This is a genomic window from Pseudomonas vancouverensis, from assembly GCF_004348895.1.
Lineage (GTDB): Bacteria > Pseudomonadota > Gammaproteobacteria > Pseudomonadales > Pseudomonadaceae > Aquipseudomonas > Aquipseudomonas vancouverensis.
Window position 1 is genome coordinate 268,729 of record NZ_RRZK01000029.1, and the last position, 18,730, is coordinate 287,458.

General features: G+C 59.7%; 18 protein-coding genes. 16 read left to right on the plus strand and 2 right to left on the minus strand.

Annotated elements, in window-relative coordinates; genetic code table 11:
- Positions 1 to 14 precede the first annotated feature (14 nt).
- From EIY72_RS21775 to cyoE, 6 genes are all read left to right on the plus strand, one after another.
- On the plus strand, positions 15 to 524 hold the full coding sequence (locus EIY72_RS21775; RefSeq protein ID WP_093226652.1) for a disulfide bond formation protein B: 510 nt from the start codon (positions 15 to 17) through the stop codon (positions 522 to 524).
- A gap of 838 nt (positions 525 to 1,362) precedes the next feature.
- Entirely contained in the window at positions 1,363 to 2,307 is a 945-nt protein-coding gene (gene cyoA, locus EIY72_RS21785; RefSeq protein WP_093226651.1) for a ubiquinol oxidase subunit II, read from the plus strand.
- Between the two features lie 3 nt (positions 2,308 to 2,310).
- Positions 2,311 to 4,341: a cytochrome o ubiquinol oxidase subunit I gene (gene cyoB / locus EIY72_RS21790; protein WP_093226650.1), complete on the plus strand. Its 2,031-nt coding sequence runs from the start codon at positions 2,311 to 2,313 to the stop codon at positions 4,339 to 4,341.
- A 3-nt stretch (positions 4,342 to 4,344) separates the two neighbouring features.
- The gene (locus tag EIY72_RS21795; protein ID WP_093226649.1) at positions 4,345 to 4,974 is read left to right on the plus strand and encodes a cytochrome o ubiquinol oxidase subunit III; all 630 of its coding nucleotides are present in this window, start codon (positions 4,345 to 4,347) and stop codon (positions 4,972 to 4,974) included.
- A complete protein-coding gene (gene cyoD / locus EIY72_RS21800; RefSeq protein WP_093226648.1) occupies positions 4,975 to 5,313 on the plus strand; it encodes a cytochrome o ubiquinol oxidase subunit IV in 339 nt (112 codons plus the stop codon).
- Positions 5,314 to 5,324: 11 nt separating this feature from the next.
- Positions 5,325 to 6,212 carry a heme o synthase gene (cyoE, locus tag EIY72_RS21805; RefSeq protein WP_093226647.1) on the plus strand — a complete coding sequence of 296 codons (888 nt, stop codon included), beginning with the start codon at positions 5,325 to 5,327 and terminating at the stop codon, positions 6,210 to 6,212.
- Between the two features lie 84 nt (positions 6,213 to 6,296).
- Here cyoE and EIY72_RS21810 read toward each other — a convergent pair whose 3' ends face one another.
- A complete protein-coding gene (locus EIY72_RS21810) occupies positions 6,297 to 7,715 on the minus strand; it encodes an aminotransferase-like domain-containing protein (protein WP_093226646.1) in 1,419 nt (472 codons plus the stop codon).
- 148 nt (positions 7,716 to 7,863) lie between these two features.
- On the opposite strand from EIY72_RS21810, the gene EIY72_RS21815 reads away from it, so the two are divergent.
- The 10 genes from EIY72_RS21815 (at position 7,864) to EIY72_RS21860 (ending at position 17,173) form a co-directional block, all read left to right on the plus strand.
- Positions 7,864 to 8,964: an MFS transporter gene (locus EIY72_RS21815; protein WP_093226645.1), complete on the plus strand. Its 1,101-nt coding sequence runs from the start codon at positions 7,864 to 7,866 to the stop codon at positions 8,962 to 8,964.
- Between the two features lie 42 nt (positions 8,965 to 9,006).
- Positions 9,007 to 10,287 carry an ATP-grasp domain-containing protein gene (locus EIY72_RS21820; protein WP_093226644.1) on the plus strand — a complete coding sequence of 427 codons (1,281 nt, stop codon included), beginning with the start codon at positions 9,007 to 9,009 and terminating at the stop codon, positions 10,285 to 10,287.
- 45 nt (positions 10,288 to 10,332) lie between these two features.
- Complete coding sequence (locus tag EIY72_RS21825) at positions 10,333 to 10,827, plus strand: RidA family protein (protein ID WP_093226643.1); 495 nt, start codon at positions 10,333 to 10,335, stop codon at positions 10,825 to 10,827.
- A gap of 78 nt (positions 10,828 to 10,905) precedes the next feature.
- Positions 10,906 to 11,391 (plus strand): cupin domain-containing protein, encoded by a 486-nt coding sequence (locus EIY72_RS21830; RefSeq protein WP_093226642.1) that lies wholly within the window; start codon positions 10,906 to 10,908, stop codon positions 11,389 to 11,391.
- A gap of 242 nt (positions 11,392 to 11,633) precedes the next feature.
- Complete coding sequence (gene yfcF, locus EIY72_RS21835; RefSeq protein WP_093226641.1) at positions 11,634 to 12,278, plus strand: glutathione transferase; 645 nt, start codon at positions 11,634 to 11,636, stop codon at positions 12,276 to 12,278.
- 32 nt (positions 12,279 to 12,310) lie between these two features.
- A complete protein-coding gene (locus EIY72_RS21840) occupies positions 12,311 to 13,651 on the plus strand; it encodes a KamA family radical SAM protein (RefSeq protein WP_093226640.1) in 1,341 nt (446 codons plus the stop codon).
- Positions 13,652 to 13,683: 32 nt separating this feature from the next.
- Entirely contained in the window at positions 13,684 to 14,556 is an 873-nt protein-coding gene (locus EIY72_RS21845; protein ID WP_093226639.1) for a branched-chain amino acid aminotransferase, read from the plus strand.
- A 20-nt stretch (positions 14,557 to 14,576) separates the two neighbouring features.
- Positions 14,577 to 15,335 (plus strand): TauD/TfdA family dioxygenase, encoded by a 759-nt coding sequence (locus EIY72_RS21850; protein WP_093226638.1) that lies wholly within the window; start codon positions 14,577 to 14,579, stop codon positions 15,333 to 15,335.
- A gap of 66 nt (positions 15,336 to 15,401) precedes the next feature.
- Positions 15,402 to 16,358 carry a diiron oxygenase gene (locus EIY72_RS21855; RefSeq protein WP_093226637.1) on the plus strand — a complete coding sequence of 319 codons (957 nt, stop codon included), beginning with the start codon at positions 15,402 to 15,404 and terminating at the stop codon, positions 16,356 to 16,358.
- 14 nt (positions 16,359 to 16,372) lie between these two features.
- Entirely contained in the window at positions 16,373 to 17,173 is an 801-nt protein-coding gene (locus tag EIY72_RS21860) for an N-acyl homoserine lactonase family protein (protein WP_093226636.1), read from the plus strand.
- Between the two features lie 113 nt (positions 17,174 to 17,286).
- Here the strand turns inward: EIY72_RS21860 and EIY72_RS21865 are convergent, their stop codons facing one another.
- Entirely contained in the window at positions 17,287 to 18,717 is a 1,431-nt protein-coding gene (locus EIY72_RS21865) for an aminotransferase-like domain-containing protein (RefSeq protein WP_093226635.1), read from the minus strand.
- Between the last annotated feature and the right edge of the window lie 13 nt (positions 18,718 to 18,730).

Below are 18,730 nucleotides of genomic sequence, written 5' to 3' on the forward strand. Positions count from 1 at the left end.
TGAAGGGAAACGCGATGAGCGAGGAAACCATGCGGTTGGGACGTGAGCGGCGCTATCTGGTGTTGCTGGGGATCATTTGCCTGGCGTTGATCGGCGGTGCGCTGTACATGCAAATTGTTCTGGGCGAAGCACCTTGCCCGCTGTGCATTCTGCAACGCTATGCCTTGTTGCTGATCGCCATCTTCGCCTTCATCGGGGCGGCCATGCGCACCCGACGCAGCATCACGGTGTTCGAGTCCCTGGTGGTGATCTGCGCACTGGCGGGCGCCGGCGTGGCCGGGCATCACGTCTATACGCAGTTCTACCCGGCGGTCAGTTGTGGCATTGATGTGCTGCAGCCGATTGTCGATGGCTTGCCCCTGGCGAAGATCTTCCCGCTGGGCTTCCAGGTCGACGGTTTCTGCTCCACGCCTTATCCGCCGATCCTCGGCCTTTCGCTGGCGCAGTGGGCACTGTTTTCCTTCGTGCTGATCGTGGTGCTGGTGCCGTTGCTGACCTCGCGTAACCGCAAGGCACTGAGCTGAGTCCAGCCGGTAACCGCTTTTGTCGGACAATAAAATGCCCCGGTCCTCATTGAGAGGGCCGGGGCATTTTTGTCGTGAATGACACAATTCACAGGCCAGGTAAAAAGTCCGTGATGTGCGTCCGCGAGAGGTGTGACAAGTGTGCGACATGTTGTCACAGCGCGGCTGTCGCAGAGGCTGCTGATGCAGCGAATTGGTAACATTTTTATCAACGCAATTGGCCTGCAGGGAACTTTGCGCAGTTTTGCCCGCTGAAGCCTGAACAGGCAGTTTTAACAGGTTCTGGCAAATTGCCAGAGCCCTTGTCATATCGGGGCTGAGGCAAGGTCAGGGGGGCGGGGAAGTGCCTCGAAGCTGTCTGAACTGCCGGTGGTAGACCTACTATTTTTGGTGTTTTTGTTGAGAATTAATTTCAGTAAGATGCGCCACTTTTACGAATTCCGGTAATGATTGTTGCTGCTTCGGATAAAAATTATTTCGGGATGAGACATGGTGTATGGGGCGCTACCTCACTACAATCGCCCGCATTGAATTCCCGGCACTGCTCAATCCTTAACCAGGTGTTTGAGCGGGATCAGGGTGTCGAGAGGTCCGGTGGCTTCATGCGACTCCCAGGTGTCGGTGCCTCCAACTACCCGCACCAAATGGAATTGGTCTGTAACAAGGCCTTTGACCACGAATTCGAATAAGAAACTAACGCTGTCCCAGGATTTGTCGGGCGTCTGACGCGCGACGGGCGGCCCTTATTCAATCCAAAGAAAATGCCAACCCTTGGCAGGGTGAAGTGTTGGCGATCAAAACCCAACTGCATTGCGCAAGCTGCTTTAGAGGTCGTGAGATGAGTAAAAACAGGTACCCCAGACTACTAGGCTTATTGCCCCTGATCGGCACGTTGTTGCTGTCAGGCTGCAACATGACCTTGCTCAATCCCACGGGCCAGGTCGGCCTGGAACAGCGAAACCTGATCATCACCGCAACGCTGCTGATGCTGTTGGTCGTGGTTCCGGTCATCATCATGACCTTCCTGTTCGCCTGGAAATACCGCGCGTCGAACACCAACGCGACCTACACCCCTAAATGGAACCACTCCACCAAGATCGAGATCGCGGTGTGGGCCGTTCCTGTACTGATCATCATTGCCCTGGGTTACGTGACCTACAAGTCGACCCACGCCCTTGACCCGTACAAGCCTCTGGAATCCGACGTCAAGCCTGTGACCATCGAAGTGGTCGCGCTGGACTGGAAGTGGCTGTTCATCTACCCGGAACAAGGCATCGCCACGGTCAACAAGATCGTGTTCCCGGCGCACACGCCAATCAATTTCCGTATCACCTCCGACGCTGTGATGAACTCGTTCTTCATCCCGGGCCTGGGTGGTCAGATCTACGCGATGGCGGGCATGCAGACCAAGCTGCACCTGATCGCCGACCGTAACGCTGAAATGGAAGGCATCTCCGCCAACTACAGCGGTGCTGGTTTCACCGGCATGAAATTCAAAGCGATCGCAACTTCCCAGGAAGATTTCGACGCCTGGGTAAGTGAAGTCAAAAAGTCACCTAAACAGCTTGAATCTGCTGAGTACGCAGCCCTTGCCAAGCAGAGCCAGAACAACCCAGTCGAGCTCTACTCCTCGGTTACGCCGAACCTGTTCCAGATCATCGTCGACAAGTACGAAGGCATGAAACCGGGTCCTAAGGTCAAGCACGAGAAAGAAGAGAAAGAAGTGGCCGCTACGCAAGGAATGGACATGAACTCGCATCCAGCTGCCGGGGCAGAGGAGTAAACGATGTTTGGTAAATTAAGTTGGGAAGCGATCCCGTTCCACGAGCCGATCGTGATGGTCACCATCTCGATGATCGCGCTCGGTGGTCTGGCGTTGTTCGCTGCAATCACCTACTTCAAGAAGTGGACCTACCTGTGGACCGAGTGGCTGACGTCGGTCGACCACAAGAAAATCGGCGTGATGTACATCATCGTCGCCATGGTCATGCTGCTGCGTGGCTTCGCTGACGCCATCATGATGCGTACCCAGCTGGCCATGGCCACCGAGGGTTCGCCTGGCTACCTGCCACCTGAACACTATGACCAGATCTTCACCGCTCACGGTGTGATCATGATCATCTTCATGGCGATGCCATTCTTCACCGGCCTGATGAACCTTGCAGTGCCGCTGCAGATCGGCGCGCGTGACGTTGCCTTCCCGTTCCTGAACTCCCTGAGCTTCTGGCTGCTGGTTTCCGGCGTCGTGCTGATCAACCTGTCCCTGGGCGTCGGCGAATTCGCCAAGACCGGCTGGGTTGCCTATCCGCCACTGTCGGGCCTGCAATACAGCCCTGGCGTGGGGATGGACTACTACATCTGGGCGCTACAGCTATCGGGTCTGGGTACGACGCTAACGGGGGTCAACTTCCTGGCCACCGTGCTGAAAATGCGTACCCCGGGCATGAAGCTGATGGACATGCCGATCTTCACCTGGACCTGCACCTGGGCCAACGTCCTGATCGTGGCTTCGTTCCCGATCCTGACCGCTACCCTGGCACTGCTGACGCTTGACCGTTACATGGATTTCCACATTTTCACCAACGAACTTGGTGGCAATCCGATGATGTACGTGAACCTGTTCTGGGCATGGGGTCACCCTGAGGTGTACATCCTGATCCTGCCAGCGTTCGGTATCTTCTCCGAAGTCATCTCGACCTTCACCGGCAAGAAACTGTTCGGCCACCACTCCATGATCTACGCATCGGGCGCAATCTCGATCCTGGGCTTCATGGTCTGGCTGCACCACTTCTTCACCATGGGTTCGGGTGCCAGCGTCAACGCCTTCTTCGGTCTGGCGACCATGCTGATTTCCATCCCGACGGGTGTGAAGCTGTTCAACTGGCTGTTCACCATCTACCAGGGCCGTCTGCGTTTCACCAGCCAGGTGCTGTGGACCCTGGGCTTCATGGTGACCTTCGCCATCGGCGGCATGACCGGCGTACTGCTGGCCATCCCGGGTGCCGACTTCGTTCTGCACAACAGCCTGTTCGTGATCGCGCACTTCCACAACGTGATCATCGGTGGTGCGGTATTCGGTTACATCGCCGGATTCGCCTTCTACTTCCCTAAAGCGTTCGGCTTCAAGCTGCACGAAGGTTGGGGCAAGGCAGCGTTCTGGTTCTGGATCTCGGGCTTCTTCGTCGCGTTCATGCCGCTCTATGCACTGGGCTTCATGGGCATGACCCGTCGTCTGAACGCCACCACCAACCCTGAGTGGGTACCGTACCTGTACGTTGCCATGTTCGGTGCGGTGATGATTGCCGTGGGTATCGCTTGCCAGCTGATCCAGCTGTACGTCAGCGTGCGTGACCGCAACAAGCCGGAAAACATGTGCGAACACGGCGACCCGTGGAATGCACACACCCTGGAATGGTCGACCTCGTCGCCACCACCGTTCTACAACTTCGCCGTACTGCCGAAAGCCGATTGCGTCGATCCGTTCACCGAAGCCAAGGAAAACGGTACCGCGTACCAGACTCCGGCCAAGTACCAGCCGATCCACATGCCGAACAACACCGCTACCGGTGTGGTCATGGGCGCTCTGCTGACCGTGTTCGGTTTCGCGATGATCTGGCACATCTGGTGGCTGGCAATCGCTAGCCTGGCTGGCACCGTGATCTACTTCGCGATCCACGCCGCCCGTGATGATCAAGGCTACTACGTGCCGGTCGACGTGATCGAGCGCATCGAAGCCGAGCAGCACAAGCGTCTGGTAGCGGCAGGGAAAGTCCCGGCCACCGCCACCCGTGTTGAAACCTCGTTGGAACAGGCTTAAACCATGTCGAACTTAGTGACCAATGTTGGACACGCTCATGGCCACGATGACCATGGGCACGATGAACATCACCACGACTCGGGCGAGATGACCGTATACGGTTTCTGGCTCTACCTGATGACCGACTGCATTCTGTTTGCGTCGATCTTCGCGGTGTACGCAGTACTGGTAAACAACGTAGCGGGTGGCCCGGCGGGCCACGACATCTTCGAACTGCCTTACGTGCTGGGCGAAACCGCTCTGCTGTTGTTCAGCTCGATCACCTACGGCTTCGCCATGCTGGCGTTCTTCCGTGGCAACAAGAAGCAGGTCCTGGGCTGGCTGGCCATGACCTTCCTGTTCGGCGCCGGCTTCATCGGCATGGAAATCAACGAGTTCCACCTGTTGATCTCCGAGGGCTACGGCCCTAGCCGTTCCGGCTTCCTGTCCGGGTTCTTCACCCTGGTCGGCACCCACGGTCTGCACGTGACCAGTGGTCTGATCTGGATGGCGATCATGATGTATCAGGTCAACAAGCACGGCCTGACCGCGACCAACAAGACCCGTCTGAGCTGCCTGAGCCTGTTCTGGCACTTCCTGGACGTTGTGTGGATCTGCGTATTCACCGTTGTTTACCTGATGGGGACTATGTAAATGGCTAACGCATCACATTCCCATGGCCACGACGACGCCGGCCACGGCAGCGTCAAGTCCTACGCCATCGGCTTCATCCTGTCGGTCATCCTCACCATCATTCCGTTCGGTCTGGTGATGTACCCGACACTGCCGAAGTCGATCACGCTGATGATCGTGCTGGCATTCGCCGTGATCCAGGTGCTGGTGCACCTGGTGTACTTCCTGCACCTGGACCGTTCGGCTGCGCAGCGTAACAACGTGATTGCGTTTGTCTTCGCCGCGATCGTGATTGTCCTGCTGGTTGGCCTGTCGCTGTGGATCATGTTCAGCATCCACACGTTCATGATGGCGAAGTGAGGTAAGTCCGCATGTCCTTCAAGCACTTTATCCAAATCACCAAACCGGGGATCATTTTCGGTAACGTGCTTTCTGTGGCAGGCGGATTTTTCCTGGCCTCCAAAGGGCATGTCGATCTGGCCATCTTCCTGGCCGCCATGATCGGCACGTCCCTGGTGGTTGCCTCCGGTTGCGTGTTCAACAACTGCATCGACCGCGACATCGACCTGAAGATGGAACGCACCAAGAACCGGGTGCTGGTCCAGGGCTTGATCTCCCTGAAACTGGCCCTGATCTATGCGACCGTCCTGGGTGTCGCCGGCGTTGCGCTGTTGTACAAGGTGGCCAATCCGTTGGCGGCGTTGTTCGCCGTCATCGGCTTCGTCATCTACGTCGGCTTCTACAGCCTGTACCTCAAGCGCAAGTCGGTTCACGGCACGCTGGTGGGCAGCCTGTCGGGCGCCATGCCGCCGGTGATCGGTTACGTCGCCGTCAGCAACAACTTCGACATGGCCGCGCTGACCCTGCTGGTGATGTTCAGCCTGTGGCAGATGCCGCATTCCTACGCCATCGCGATCTTCCGCTTCAACGATTACCTGGCCGCATCGATTCCGGTGCTGCCAGTCAAGCGCGGGATCGAAGTGGCCAAGAAGCACATCCTGCTCTACATCCTGGCCTTCCTCGTGGCGACCTTGATGCTGACCTTCAGCGGCTACGCCGGCATGAGCTACCTCGCCGTCGCCGCAGCCATGGGCATGTACTGGTTGTACATGGCCTGGACCGGCTACAAGGCAGTGGATGACACGGTCTGGGCACGCAAGCTGTTCGTGTTCTCGATCTTCACCATTACCGCGTTGAGCGTGGCGATGTCCCTGGACTTCAAAGTGCCGACCGAGTTGCTGCTGACATACGCGCCTTAAGCGTCGGATGCTGTAAACAAAAGCCCCGCCTTCGAGAGAAGAGCGGGGCTTTTTTGTTGGGTTGCCACCGGAAAGTACGGCCAGTTACTTGCCCTGCGCATCCAGCAACCGGAAAAACCGCTCCCGCACCTGCAAGCTGTCGCTGTGCGCCACATTGAAACGCATGAAGTGACTGGCATCAGCCGCCTTGCTGAGCAGGGTGCCCGGTGCCAGCACCAGGTTGTCTTCCAGGCCCTGGCGAGCCAGGTGTTCGGCGTGCAACCCCTCGGGCAATCGCACCCAGATGAACACGCCTTCCCCCGGCAGTGACGACAGCGAACACCCGGCCTCGGCCAGCCAGCCGGCCACGCGGCTGTTCGATTCATACAGGCGGTCCACCGTGCGCCGCGCATGCTTGGCATAGCTGCCGTCGTTGAGCATGGTGCAGGTGATCTGCTCCGCCAGCTCCGAGGTCACCCCGCCGCAGGCCATTTTCAGCGCGACCATGCGTGCCGCCAGTTGCGGCGAGAGCACGGAGTAGCTGACGCGGCTGTTGGCGGTCAGGGTCTTGGAGAAGCCGGAGACGTAACTCACATTGTCCAGCCCGCTCGCTGCCAGACGCGGAGTGCGGCGTTGCTGGATGTCGCAGTACAGGTCGTCTTCGACAATGTGGAAGCCATGGCGATGGCTCAGCTCCAGCAAGCGGTACACCTGCGCCGGGCTGAACGAGTGGCCTGTCGGGTTGTGCAGCGTGCTGTTGGTCATGTACAGCACGGGTTTGTGCGCGATCAGCAGTTGCTCGAAGGCGTCCAGGTCCATGCCGTCGCGATCCCGGGCGATGGTGATGACCTTGGCCCCGTGCAACGCGAGGTTGGCGTGCATGTTGAAGTAGCACGGGTCGTCCAACAGCACGGTGTCACCGGGTTTGACCAGCAGGCGCATCAGCAGGTCGATGGCCTGCATGGTGTTGGCGGTGGTGATGATCTGGTCCACCGGCGCCTCGATGCCGAAGGTTGCCAGCTTCACCCGCAGTGCCTGACGTAGTGGCATGTAACCGCCGGCAACACCGTACTCGCCCATGCGCAACGAGGTCGCACGCAGAGTGCCGCGTACGGCCTTGAGCAGTTCTTCGGCAGGCAACCAGGAGGTAGGCAGGAAGCCGCAGCCGGGGCGCAGGGCGCCGTTGTCCAGCAATAGGGCGCGGCGTACCACGCTGAGGGTGTCTTGAGGTTGCAAGTCCGGGCCGGTGCCGCTTTGCAGGGCCGCGCTCGAGCGGTGCACGTAATGCCCCGAGCCCTGGCGCGACACCACCAGGCCCTTGGCCCGCAAGCGGTCCAGCGCATCGACCACCGTGGACTTGCCCACGTTCATCATGTCGGAGAGTTCGCGAATCGGCGGCAGTTTGGCGCCGTGGGGCAGGCCGCCGGTGCTGATGGCCTGGGTCAGCTGATCGACGATCTGCTGCACCAGCGGCACGCCGGGCTCGAATTCAATGGCTTTGATGACTGCACGTTGAACCTGCATTTTACTGGTCTCTCCGGCAGTAAAGTTTGTTGGATTCTATACGAACTTGCTCTGATCAGGACAAGCCTCTGTCTCTACCATCGCCTTACAGACTTTTCCGATTGTCGACCCTTGCGGGCGGGCAATCGCCCGGTTTTTGAGGTGTGGCATGAGTGTCGAAACAACGGTAGCGGTGGCTAAACCGGTCATTAATCTTCGCTTATTCACGATCCGTATCATCACCGCAGTGTCGCTGTTCGCGGTATTGGGCAAGGCCAACGTCTGGCTCGACACCGCCACCAACAGCATCCTGGCCCTCGGTTATCGCGCTCTGTTGCTGCTGTTGCCGCTGACCTTGCTGGTGCTCGGCCGGCGTTCCCTCAGCGTCACGCTGCTATGCGCCGGGCTCGGCCTGATCCTGCTGGCGCTCACCAGCAACCAAGGGTTGGTGATGTTCGCGGCCGCGTTGTTTGCGTACGGCATCGCCATTGCCGGATATCTGATCAAAAGCGAAGCGGCGCAGACCAAGGAAGGCGCGGCCTATAACCGGGTCGCCATGAACATGGGCAGCCTGGTGGCCGGTTTGATCCTGCTGTCGCCACTGCTCACGCCAACCATGTTTTTCCTCGGCGCAGCAGCCTTCGTGCTGCTGTGCCTGCCGATTGCCCTGGGCGCGACGTTCAGCACCGAGCCAGTGGTGGCCCGTCCGGCATCTCAGACCGCCAACAGCTGGGGCAACAAGCTGCCCTGGGTCATCGCCGGCATCATCATGGGCATCAAGCTGTTCGGCGTGTTTTCGATCCTGCCGCAAGCGATCCTGCTCAAGACCGGCGAGTTGCCGACCTGGTACGGGCTGATGCTGATCCTCAACAGCGCCGTGGTGGTGTTCGCCCAGGTGCCGGTGATGAAGCTGATCGAGCGCACCGGCCGCTTCAAGGTCGTTGCCGTGATCGGCATCATCGTCGGCGGCTTTGCCGTGCTGTCCTCACCGGCCGCCTTCCACGTCGAAACCCTGGTCGGCGCGTTGATCTGGGTGGCCCTGCTGTCCATCGCCGAATGCGCCTTCAGCTATCTCGATTACTTCTCGGTCAAGCAGAACAACATGTTCGTCAAGGAAGTGTCCCTGGGTGTCGGGGCCGGGCTGACGGTGTTGGTCATGCGGGTGGTGCCGGCGCCGTACAACGCGCTGGTGCTGGCTGCCATCGGGGCCGGGGGGATTCTGGCCTGGTACTGGCTCAACCGTAAATCCAACGCGTCGCTGCATGACTGAGTCATCGCCGTCTGGTTTTTCACTTTGCAAGTCGGGGGCAACATGAATACGACTTCATGCGTAGTAGTGGTCGGGTACAACGGCAGTCGGGTTCACGACATTCAGAAACTGCGCGACCTGTGCAAGTCGCTCTACAACGCCAGACTGATCCTGGTTGTGGAGCAGATCCAGCCCCACGATGACCAGGTGGCGGATCATGTGTGCAGCACCTCGCTGGCCGAGAAAAATGTGGCGGCGTCCCTTGAACTGGTCGCTGGCTGCCTGAGTGCCGACCGCTGGAAACTGATCGGCGTGCTGCCGTTTTCCGACCGTGGCGTGTTGCTGGGGGCGGCGCTGGCCAGTCACTTCGGCCTGCCCGGCATTAGCCCGGATGAAGCGCGAGCCGGCCTCGACAAGCAGATTTTTCGCCGGCTTGAAGCCGCTGCCAGCACCTCGCCTGCAGAGTACCGGCCTGTGCTGTCGACCCGCGTCGAAAGCCTGCCGGAGCTGCGCCAGCGGGTGGTTGAACTGGGTGGGCGAGCGTTCATCAAGCCGGCTTGTGAAGGTGCCAGCCGCGGCTGCCGGGTGATTCATCATCCTTCGGAATGCGACGACGCCTGGCACGCACTCAAGCCGTACCGCGAAGGCGGCATCGTCCTTGAAGAGCTGGTCCAGAACGCCCGTGAGTACAGCTGGGACTATGTCGCCGGCAGTACCTGGGTCACGGAAAAAACCACCACCGAAGGCGCTTACCGTGCGGAGATCCAGCAAGTGGTGCCCGCGCCTTTGCCGTCCGAAGTTCAAGCGCGACTGATGGCGGCGGGGCGGCACATGTCCGAACTGGTGGCCGCTGATAACGGTGCCTGGCACAACGAAGTGTTCCTGCGCAGCGACAACCTCACCTCGGCCGTGGAAACCAACATGCGCCCCGGCGGCATGCACATCTGGGACCTGGCCAAGCGCGCCTTCGTCGATTTCGACCCCTGGGAGCGCTGGGTGCGCTGGGCGGTGGAAGGCAAGACCGAAGATTACCAACCCGTTGCCCGTGGCTACTGCGGCATTCGGCTGCTCAGGGCCCCGGCCGGCGGCATTTTACGCAGGACACCCGACATCCAGACCCTGGCCCGTGCACTGCGAATCGAATTGGTGGAAGGGGTCTACGCCAAGCGCATCGGCGACTCGGTCACGGCACTGGTAAAGGACAACTTCTCGTTCATCGGCCACATCGTGCTGTTCAACGAACACTACGGGCAGCTCAGCAACGACTTGCTGCGCCTGGCCGAGGCGATCGAGTCGGGCACTGAAGTCACCTGCCTGGCACCGGCCTCCCGTGCGGTGTGCTGAACCGATAGCAATCAAAGTTTTGCATTCTTGATTAAGAGGGTTTCATTGATGAATCACATGACCTGCGATGAACGCTTCATCGCCCTGGCCAAGGAATTTGGTTACGACATCTACGGCGAAAACACCGCAGGCGGCCATTACGCACCCTTGATCCGGCATCACGACGAGCTTTACGTCAGTGGCCTGGTGCCGCGCATGAACGGCAAGATTCATTACCCTGGCCGGGTCGGCCTGGACCTCAGCCTGGCCGATGCCCAGGCGGCGGCGAGCATCAGCGCCATGCGTGGCCTGGCATTGATCGTTGACGCCATCGGTTCGCTGGACAAGATCAAGTCGCTGATCCGGGTGACCGTGTACGTGAAGTCGACGGCGGATTTCGTCGACCTGAGCGAAGTGGCCAACGGCGCGTCGGACGTGTTCAGCCATGTACTGGGTGATGCGGGTAAACACACGCGGACCACGGTCGGTGTTTATCAGTTACCGAAGAATGCCGCGATTGAAGTGGACATGATTGCTGCCTTGCGCCCTTCACCACTCTAAAAGAACACGGCTTTACAGCGCTAAACCATTAACTTAAGGTTTAGCGCTAAAGTGTGAAAGTTAAAAAAGGACGTACGAATGGATAACTTTCAAGGTGCGTTTTTTTCTTATGCGGATTTTCGCAAGAACTTGCATCATAAACCGGTCAGCGCCAAAGTCTGGCGTCATTCCGAACTGGCTGGAATGCGGCAGACCCTCGAAGCCAGTGACGTCGACATTGTCGCCTTGGCTCATGACAAAAGCCTGCAAGGCTGCGAAGTCACTCCAGGTATGGCGATAGCCATGCAATGGCTGAACCCGGGCGTGACGCTCAACGGCCATGCCCATTCCTGGTGGCATCTGTTCATCATCCAGTGCGGCAATGGCCTGCTGACCCTGGGCGATGCCGACGAGGTGAACGTCAGCAGCGGTGATGTGCTGCTGGTGCCGGCCTGGACCCGCCACGGCTTCGTCAACACCAGCAAACACGAGCCTTTGGCGATGCTGAACATGAGCAACATGCCGCAAATGGCGCTGCTGTCCAACTTCGCCGACAGCCAGGGTTTGATCACCACCCAAGCGTAATCACTCCTTACCCTTTCCCCTGGGAACCGGCTTGCTGGCGATAGCGTCCTCGAGATCGCATCGCCAGCCAGCCGGTTTTTGCGTTTTTTTTCGCCCCCCCCTCACACCGCTGATTACTCGACAAAATCAACTTTCTGTATCGATTGAAACGAACAATTTCTGTATCTATTCATGTTTGAGGCAACTAACTACGATCACTTCAAATGCACGTTAATTCCTGCAGTCAGTGAACGGAGTGTTGTATGGAAGACAGCAAGCTGAAACTCTATGTTGGCGCAGATTATGTCAGCGCTTTTGCAATGTCGGCATTTGTCGCGCTCAAGGAGAAGCAACTTTCATTTGAGTTTGTCACGGTGGATTTGAAAGCGCGTGATAACTATAAAGTAACTTATCGCGATCTTTCATTGACCTGCAAAGTACCCACCTTACTTGACGAAAGCTTCGCGTTGTCAGAATCCTCAGCCATCGCCGAATACCTCGACGAACGCTTCCCGAACCATAAAAAACTCTACCCCCAGGACTTCAAGCAGCGTGCCCGCGCCCGGCAATTGCAGGCCTGGCTGCGCAGCGACTTGCTGGTGGTGCGCAAGGAGCGGCCGTTCGACCTGGTGTACTTCGGCAAAAAAGACACGGCGCTGACCGATGAAGCCAAGGCGGTGGTCGAGCGCCTGTTTTTCGTCGCCGAGCACTTGCTGGAGGAGGGCGCAGAGCACCTGTTCGGTGACTGGAGTATCGCCGACACCGACCTGGCCATCCTACTCAACCGTCTGGTCGCCAACGGTGATGCGGTGCCCCCTCGACTGGTCGCTTATGTGCGTCGCCAGTGGGATCGCGACAGCGTGCGGGCGTGGATGGACATAGAGCGCAAAGCGCCGGCCATCGCCTAACCACTCTCAGGGCCAACATCAGGAGCGCTGCCATGCAGGGACTGTCGGAGCACGAACGCTACAAACCCTATAACTCACGCACCATCCGCGAGACACCCTATTGGCGCCGATTGTCGCTGGCCCTGCAGGAGGCCATGGATATCGTGGCCCGGGTCATGCCGTTTCGCACCAACGAATACGTACTGGGGACGCTGATCGACTGGGACAACATTCCGGACGACCCGATTTTCCGCATGACTTTTCCCCACAGGGACATGCTGCTGCCGGAGGAATATGCATCGCTCAAGCACTTGATCGAGCAGGACGACACGGAGGCGATCAAGCGGCGGATCGAGGCGATCTGGTTGCGCATGAATCCTCACCCGGCCGGGCAACTGACCCACAACGGCGTCACCCTCAATGGCAAAGTCCTGTCGGGGATCCAGCACAAGTACCGCGAGACCGTGCTGTTTTTCCCCGGTGCCGGGCAGACCTGTCACGCCTACTGCACCTTCTGTTTCCGCTGGGCGCAGTTCATTGGCGAGGAAGAGCTGAAGTTCAATGCCCGGGAATCCCAGGAGCTGGTCAGTTACCTGCGGGTTCATACCGAAGTCACTGATGTGCTGATCACCGGCGGCGATCCGATGATCATGAACAGCCGTTCGCTGGCCAGCTACATCGAGCCGCTGCTGGAGCTGCCGCACCTGAAGAGCATCCGCATCGGCACCAAGTCGGTGGCCTACTGGCCGCAGCGCTTTGTCACTGACAAGGACACGCCCGAGTTGCTTGAGCTGTTTCGGCGCATCGTCGCGGCGGGGAAAAACCTGTCGATCATGGGTCACTACAACCACCCGGTGGAGATCCGCCAGGACATCGCCCGCCAGGCCGTCGAGCGCATTCGTTCGACCGGCGCGACCTTGCGCATGCAGGCACCGGTGATTCGCCACATCAACGAAAACCCCGCCGACTGGGCGGCGTTATGGACCGAGGGAGTGCGGCTCGGGGCGGTGCCTTACTACATGTTCGTCGAGCGCGACACGGGCCCCAGCCACTACTTCGCGATGCCGCTGGCGCGGGCGTTCGAGATTTTCCAGGCCGCCTACCGCACGGTCTCGGGCCTGGCGCGAACGGTCCGCGGGCCGTCCATGAGCACCTTCTACGGCAAGGTCCTGATCAACGGCATCGAGACGGTGGCCGGGGAAAAAGTCTTCGTACTGCAGTTCCTGCAGGCGCGCAATCCGCAGTGGGTGTTGCGCACCTTTTACGCGCGGTTCGACCCGCAGGTGACCTGGTTCGACGACTTGCGTCCGGCCTTCGGCGAGCGGGCATTTTTCTTTCAGGGCGAACCTGCAGCGCTGCCCGAATTGATCCCTGTCCTGCTGGAAACCGCGTAGGACGATTGACGATTTTTTTGGAGAGAAACGACATGAGCGGTATCCCGTTTGATCAACGCGAGGGCGTGATCTGGCTCGACGGCGAGTTCGTCGAGTGGTCCCAGGCACAACTGCATGTGCTGACCCACGGCCTGCACTACGCAAGCACCGTGTACGAAGGCGAGCGCGTCTACAACGGCAAAATCTTCAAATTACGCGAACACAGCGAGCGGCTGTATCGCTCGGCGCAACTGATGGATTTTGTCATCCCCTATGAACTCGAGGAACTGGAAGCGGCAAGCCTGGAACTCTTGCAACGCAACAAGGTGAAAGACGGTTACGTGCGGCCAGTGGCCTGGCGCGGCAGCGAGATGATTTCCACCTCGGCACGCTTCAATCGCGTGCACCTGGCGATTGCCTGCTGGCAGTGGCCGAGTTACTTCGATCCGGCGGCGCGCATGACCGGCATCCGTTTGAAAACCGCGAGCTGGCGCCGACCGCCACCGAACAGCAGCCCGTTCGAGGCCAAGGCATCCGGGCATTACCAGATCGCCACCTTGAGCAAACACGACGCTGAAAACAGCGGCTACCACGATGCGCTGATGCTCGACTGGCGCGGTCAGGTCGCGGAGGCCACCAGCGCCAACGTGTTTTTCATCAAAGGCCGAACGCTGCACACGCCCTTGCCGGATTGTTTTCTCAACGGCATCACCCGGCAGACCGTCACCGAGCTGGCCAAGGCGCTGGACTACCAGGTGGTGGAACGCACGATCTGGCCGACGGAGCTTGGCGACTTCGACGAGTGTTTCCTGACCGGCACCGCCGCCGAAATCACCCCGGTACAAAGCATCGATGAATGGCGTTATGTGCCGGGCGATGCCTGCCGCGACTTCATTGCTGCCTACACCTCAACCGTCAACGCCTGATAACCGCCAGGAACCTCACCATGTCAGATCAAGGGATTGTTGCGTCTACACCTTATGTTTCGCTGGGCCATCGTCATGAAGAACTGTCGAGCAAAGGCTGGACGGTGCTGACGCCGGGTGAGTTCGCCCACGATGTGGTCGGCACCCTGAATGAGTTCGGTCCGGTCATTCCGCAATTCAACGGGCAGATGGCTTTCGCGATCACGCGTAAACCGGGGTACGAAGATCTGCCGTATTCGCAAAGCATGAACGGCATCGGTCCGCACACTGAAGCGCCGGTCTATGGCCCGCCGCCGCGTTACCTGGCGCTGCATTGCCACAAGCAGGCCACCTGCGGCGGTGGTCACACCGGGTTGGTGGACGGTTACGAGTTCCTGAAATCGCTGGAGCGATCCGAGCCGGAACTGCGCGAATGGCTCGATGACACGCCGGTGGAGTTCGTCGCCACGGCCAAACCCGGCGAGCCGGGTCAGCGCCGGGTCAAGGAGTACATTCTCACGCCGACGGAGGAGGGGGATATTTTCCGCTTCAGCTACAACCAGTTTCACTTCGGCGACGTGAACCCGTCCAAGGAAGCCCTGCAGCAATCGCTGGTGAGCAATAACACTTCGCCCCTGGCCAGGTTTGCCGTGCTCGGAGAGGCGTACTTCGTCGAGCACAACATTCCGGTGCTGATTCCCGACGGTTGCCTGCTGATTTGGGACAACTGGCGGATGATTCACGCCCGTAGCCGATACACTGACCCGGCGCGCAACCTGACCCGCTACTGGCTGGCCTGATTTTTCCGTCGCCCTACATTCTTTTGGCGTACCCCGAGCGGGTACGCGTCTTACAGGTATCGCGTCATGCAGACAGCAATCGAGATCGCCACAGTCGATCACCAACTGATCATTCGCCTCAACCAGGCCTGGACCAAACGCGCCACCGTGTGTTCGCCGGAGCGGGCACAGGTCAACGAAGTTTTTGATCCGGCGCGCCCGGATTATCCGCAGAGCATGGTGCCGTTCTTCCATCACCCGGCGTTCCAGGCCCTGAGCGAAGCGCTCAAGAGCAACGTCATCACCTGGGGCTGGATCGGCTACAACCTGCGCACAGTCACCGCCGAAGAACACGTGGTCAACCCTGCATTGAGCGTCATTGCCAACCAGTACCTGGGCAAGGACGACTGGCACTTTCGCGAGGCCATGCAACAGACCCTGGTCGATGAGCACTACCACACGCTCATGCACCTGCGGGCCATCGAACGGACCAAAGTGGAGCGAGAACTGGATCAGGACCTGGACCTGCCGCCGTCGGTCACGTATCTGCGACTCAAGGCGTTGCACGAAGAGCTGCCGGAACAATGGCAGCGGGATCTGGCGGCCATCACCTTTGCCGTGGTCGCGGAAATCAGCGTCAATGCCTACCTCGACCTGCTGGCGGACGACCAGACCATCCAGCCGCAAAACCGTCGCGTGGCCGAGCTGCATAACCGCGACGAATACGCCCACAGCAAGGTCCTGGCCGAAGTGGCCAAGGTCATGTACGGCAACATGCAGCCGGCCCAGCAAGCGTTTTTCGCCCGCACCCTGTCGGTGGCACTGAGTGCTTTTGTCGCCCAGGACTACTCGATGTGGGAAGCGATCCTGACCCAGCTGGGTGTTGCCGAGGCCGCGCAGATCATTGCCGACACCAAAGAGAGCAACAAGAACGCGACCATCATGCGTGACTACAGTGGCCTGCATAAGCTGGCGCAGGAGCTGGGCATCAGCGAGCAGATCGACTTCGATTTTCGCCCGACCCTCAAAACCGCAGCGGCCTGAGCCAGGAGGCGAGCATGTCTGTTCCCCTGTACGAAGTCTTCGCTATCCGCGTCGGCGCCAACGCCCAGCGCACCGCCCGGGAGAATTTTCTCTACGACACCTGCTGCGGCGATCCGAACGCGCCGATGCCGCTGGATTATTACTTCTGGGTGATTCGCAGCGAGCAACAGGTGATCGTGGTCGACACCTGTTTTCAACCGGCCACGGCGGACCGACGCAATCGGCAGATGTATCGCTTGCCGGAGGAATCCCTGCGGCAACTGGACATCGATCCGGCGCAGGTTGAGCACCTGATCCTGACCCATCTGCATTGGGATCATGCCGGCAATATCGGGCTGTTCCCCAAGGCCACTGTGCATGTGCAGGAAGCCGAGCTGCGCTTTTGCACCGGGCCGAAAATGGGCCATCGCACGGTGAACAAAACCTATGAAGTCGATGACGTGATGTCGGCGCTGCCGCCGCTGTTCGAAGGGCGGATGCGTCTGCACAACGGCACCGTTGAAGTGCTGCCGGGTGTGACTTTGCATGCGGTCGGCGGGCATACGCCGGGCAGTCAGGTGGTGCGGGTGAATACCGCACGGGGCTGGATCGTGCTGGCTTCGGATGCCGCGCACTTGTGGGTCAACATCCGCGAACGCAGCCCGTTCCCGATCCTCGACGACCTGGCGCAAACCCTGGAAGCCTTCAGCGAGATCGACCGCCTGGCCGACAGCGAAGACCACGTCATCCCCGGCCACGACCCGCTGATCGCCGAGCGTTTCCCGCACTGGAATGACGACCCGCACATCATCTGCCTGCATCAGCCACCGATCTGAAAAAAACCGCAAATCTGTGGGAGCGAGCTTGCTCGCGATGGCGGTGAGGCAATTACCTCAATGCAAGATGTGCCGACGTCATCGCGAGCAAGCTCGCTCCCACAGGAGTGTGATCAGCCCTGGTTTTTCAGGATCCGCCCCAGCGTCTGCACCGCCTCATCGATCTTCGGTGAATACGGTGCGCCACAGCCAATGCGCACAAAGTGATTGAAGCGCTTGGCGTTGGAAAAGATATCCCCAGGGGAAATCTGGATCCCGACCTTCAGCGCCTCGTGGAAAAACGCCATGGACGAATGCCGGCGCGGCAGTTCCACCCACAACAAGGTGCCGCCCTGTGGATGGGTGACGCTGGTGCCGATGGGGAAATGGCGGGTGATCGCCTCGCTCATCTGCTGGCGTTGCTGGGTCAGGGTTTTGCGCAGGCGGCGCAGGTAACGCTCATAGGACGGCGTTTTCATGAACGCACTGACCGCCAGTTGCGACAGTGCTTCACAGCCCCGTGACTGGGTGTGCTTGAGCATCTCCACGCGCTCGTGCCAGCGACCGGCGCTGATCCAGCCCAGGCGCATGCCCGGCGCCAGGGTTTTGTTCAGCGACGCGCAATAGATCACGTTGTCGCTGCGGTCCCAGTGTTTGAGGGTGGACAGCGGCTGTTCGGTGTCCACCAGGTCGCCGTAGGTGTCGTCCTCGATCAGCACGGTGTCGTGTTCGGCGCAGAGTTTCACCAGCCGCGCCTTGTTGGCGTCCGGCATGATGCTGCCCAAAGGGTTTTGCAGGTTGGGAATGACGATCATCGCCTTGATCTTTTCGGGCCCCTGCAACAGCAGTTGCAGGGCGTTGAGGTTGATGCCCGTGTGGGCCGAGGCCGGTACCTCCAGCACCCGCAGGTTGAGGCTTTCGAGAATCTGCAGCAGGCCATAGAAGGTCGGCGATTCCACGGCCACGGTGTCGCCGGGCTGGGTGACCGCGCGCAAGGCCAGGTTGATCGCCTCGGTGGCGCCGTTGGTGATGACGATGCGCTCGGCGGTCAGGTTGGCTTTTGTCGTCAACGCCCGCCGGGCGAGCAGGCTGCGCAAGGCGCTGTTGCCGTTGGTCGAGCCGGCGACGCCATACAGGCAGCTGTCGTGGCGCAAGGATTTGACCATGTTGTCTTGCAGGGTCTTGAGCGGGTAGAGCTCCGGCGCGCAATAGGCACTGGCGAAATTGACCTTGATCAGCGCCCGTTGGCTGGCCTTGAGCACCGACGACACCTGTTCATGAATACCGACGTAGACGCCGGTATCCAGCGGTTGTACGAGGGCGATCGGCGAGGTTTTCTGCGGCTTGTCCGGCTGGCGAATGTAGTTGCCCGAGCGCGGCCGGGCTTCCAGCACGCCATAGTCCTCCAGCTCCCGGCAGACCTGCACGGCAGTCGACAGACTGACCGCGTGTTTTTCCATCATCAGCCGGATCGAGGGAAAGCGTTCACCGGTTTTCAGGGTGCCGCTGCGAATGGCGTCCAGGTAATGGTTCGCCAACTGACGGTATAGCGGGGTCGTGTTCATGATGACCTCAGCA

Bases quoted from the DNA above. Each gene is read 5' to 3' on its own strand.
- EIY72_RS21855 (WP_093226637.1), top strand. From the start codon at position 15,402: ATGCAGACAGCAATCGAGATCGCCACAGTCGATCACCAACTGATCATT.
- EIY72_RS21845 (WP_093226639.1), top strand. From the start codon at position 13,684: ATGAGCGGTATCCCGTTTGATCAACGCGAGGGCGTGATCTGGCTCGAC.
- EIY72_RS21820 (WP_093226644.1), top strand. From the start codon at position 9,007: ATGAATACGACTTCATGCGTAGTAGTGGTCGGGTACAACGGCAGTCGG.
- cyoE (WP_093226647.1), top strand. From the start codon at position 5,325: ATGTCCTTCAAGCACTTTATCCAAATCACCAAACCGGGGATCATTTTC.
- EIY72_RS21860 (WP_093226636.1), top strand. From the start codon at position 16,373: ATGTCTGTTCCCCTGTACGAAGTCTTCGCTATCCGCGTCGGCGCCAAC.
- EIY72_RS21850 (WP_093226638.1), top strand. From the start codon at position 14,577: ATGTCAGATCAAGGGATTGTTGCGTCTACACCTTATGTTTCGCTGGGC.
- EIY72_RS21840 (WP_093226640.1), top strand. From the start codon at position 12,311: ATGCAGGGACTGTCGGAGCACGAACGCTACAAACCCTATAACTCACGC.
- EIY72_RS21815 (WP_093226645.1), top strand. From the start codon at position 7,864: ATGAGTGTCGAAACAACGGTAGCGGTGGCTAAACCGGTCATTAATCTT.
- EIY72_RS21865 (WP_093226635.1), bottom strand. From the start codon at position 18,717: ATGAACACGACCCCGCTATACCGTCAGTTGGCGAACCATTACCTGGAC.
- EIY72_RS21810 (WP_093226646.1), bottom strand. From the start codon at position 7,715: ATGCAGGTTCAACGTGCAGTCATCAAAGCCATTGAATTCGAGCCCGGC.
- cyoA (WP_093226651.1), top strand. From the start codon at position 1,363: ATGAGTAAAAACAGGTACCCCAGACTACTAGGCTTATTGCCCCTGATC.
- cyoD (WP_093226648.1), top strand. From the start codon at position 4,975: ATGGCTAACGCATCACATTCCCATGGCCACGACGACGCCGGCCACGGC.
- EIY72_RS21775 (WP_093226652.1), top strand. From the start codon at position 15: ATGAGCGAGGAAACCATGCGGTTGGGACGTGAGCGGCGCTATCTGGTG.
- EIY72_RS21795 (WP_093226649.1), top strand. From the start codon at position 4,345: ATGTCGAACTTAGTGACCAATGTTGGACACGCTCATGGCCACGATGAC.
- EIY72_RS21830 (WP_093226642.1), top strand. From the start codon at position 10,906: ATGGATAACTTTCAAGGTGCGTTTTTTTCTTATGCGGATTTTCGCAAG.
- cyoB (WP_093226650.1), top strand. From the start codon at position 2,311: ATGTTTGGTAAATTAAGTTGGGAAGCGATCCCGTTCCACGAGCCGATC.
- yfcF (WP_093226641.1), top strand. From the start codon at position 11,634: ATGGAAGACAGCAAGCTGAAACTCTATGTTGGCGCAGATTATGTCAGC.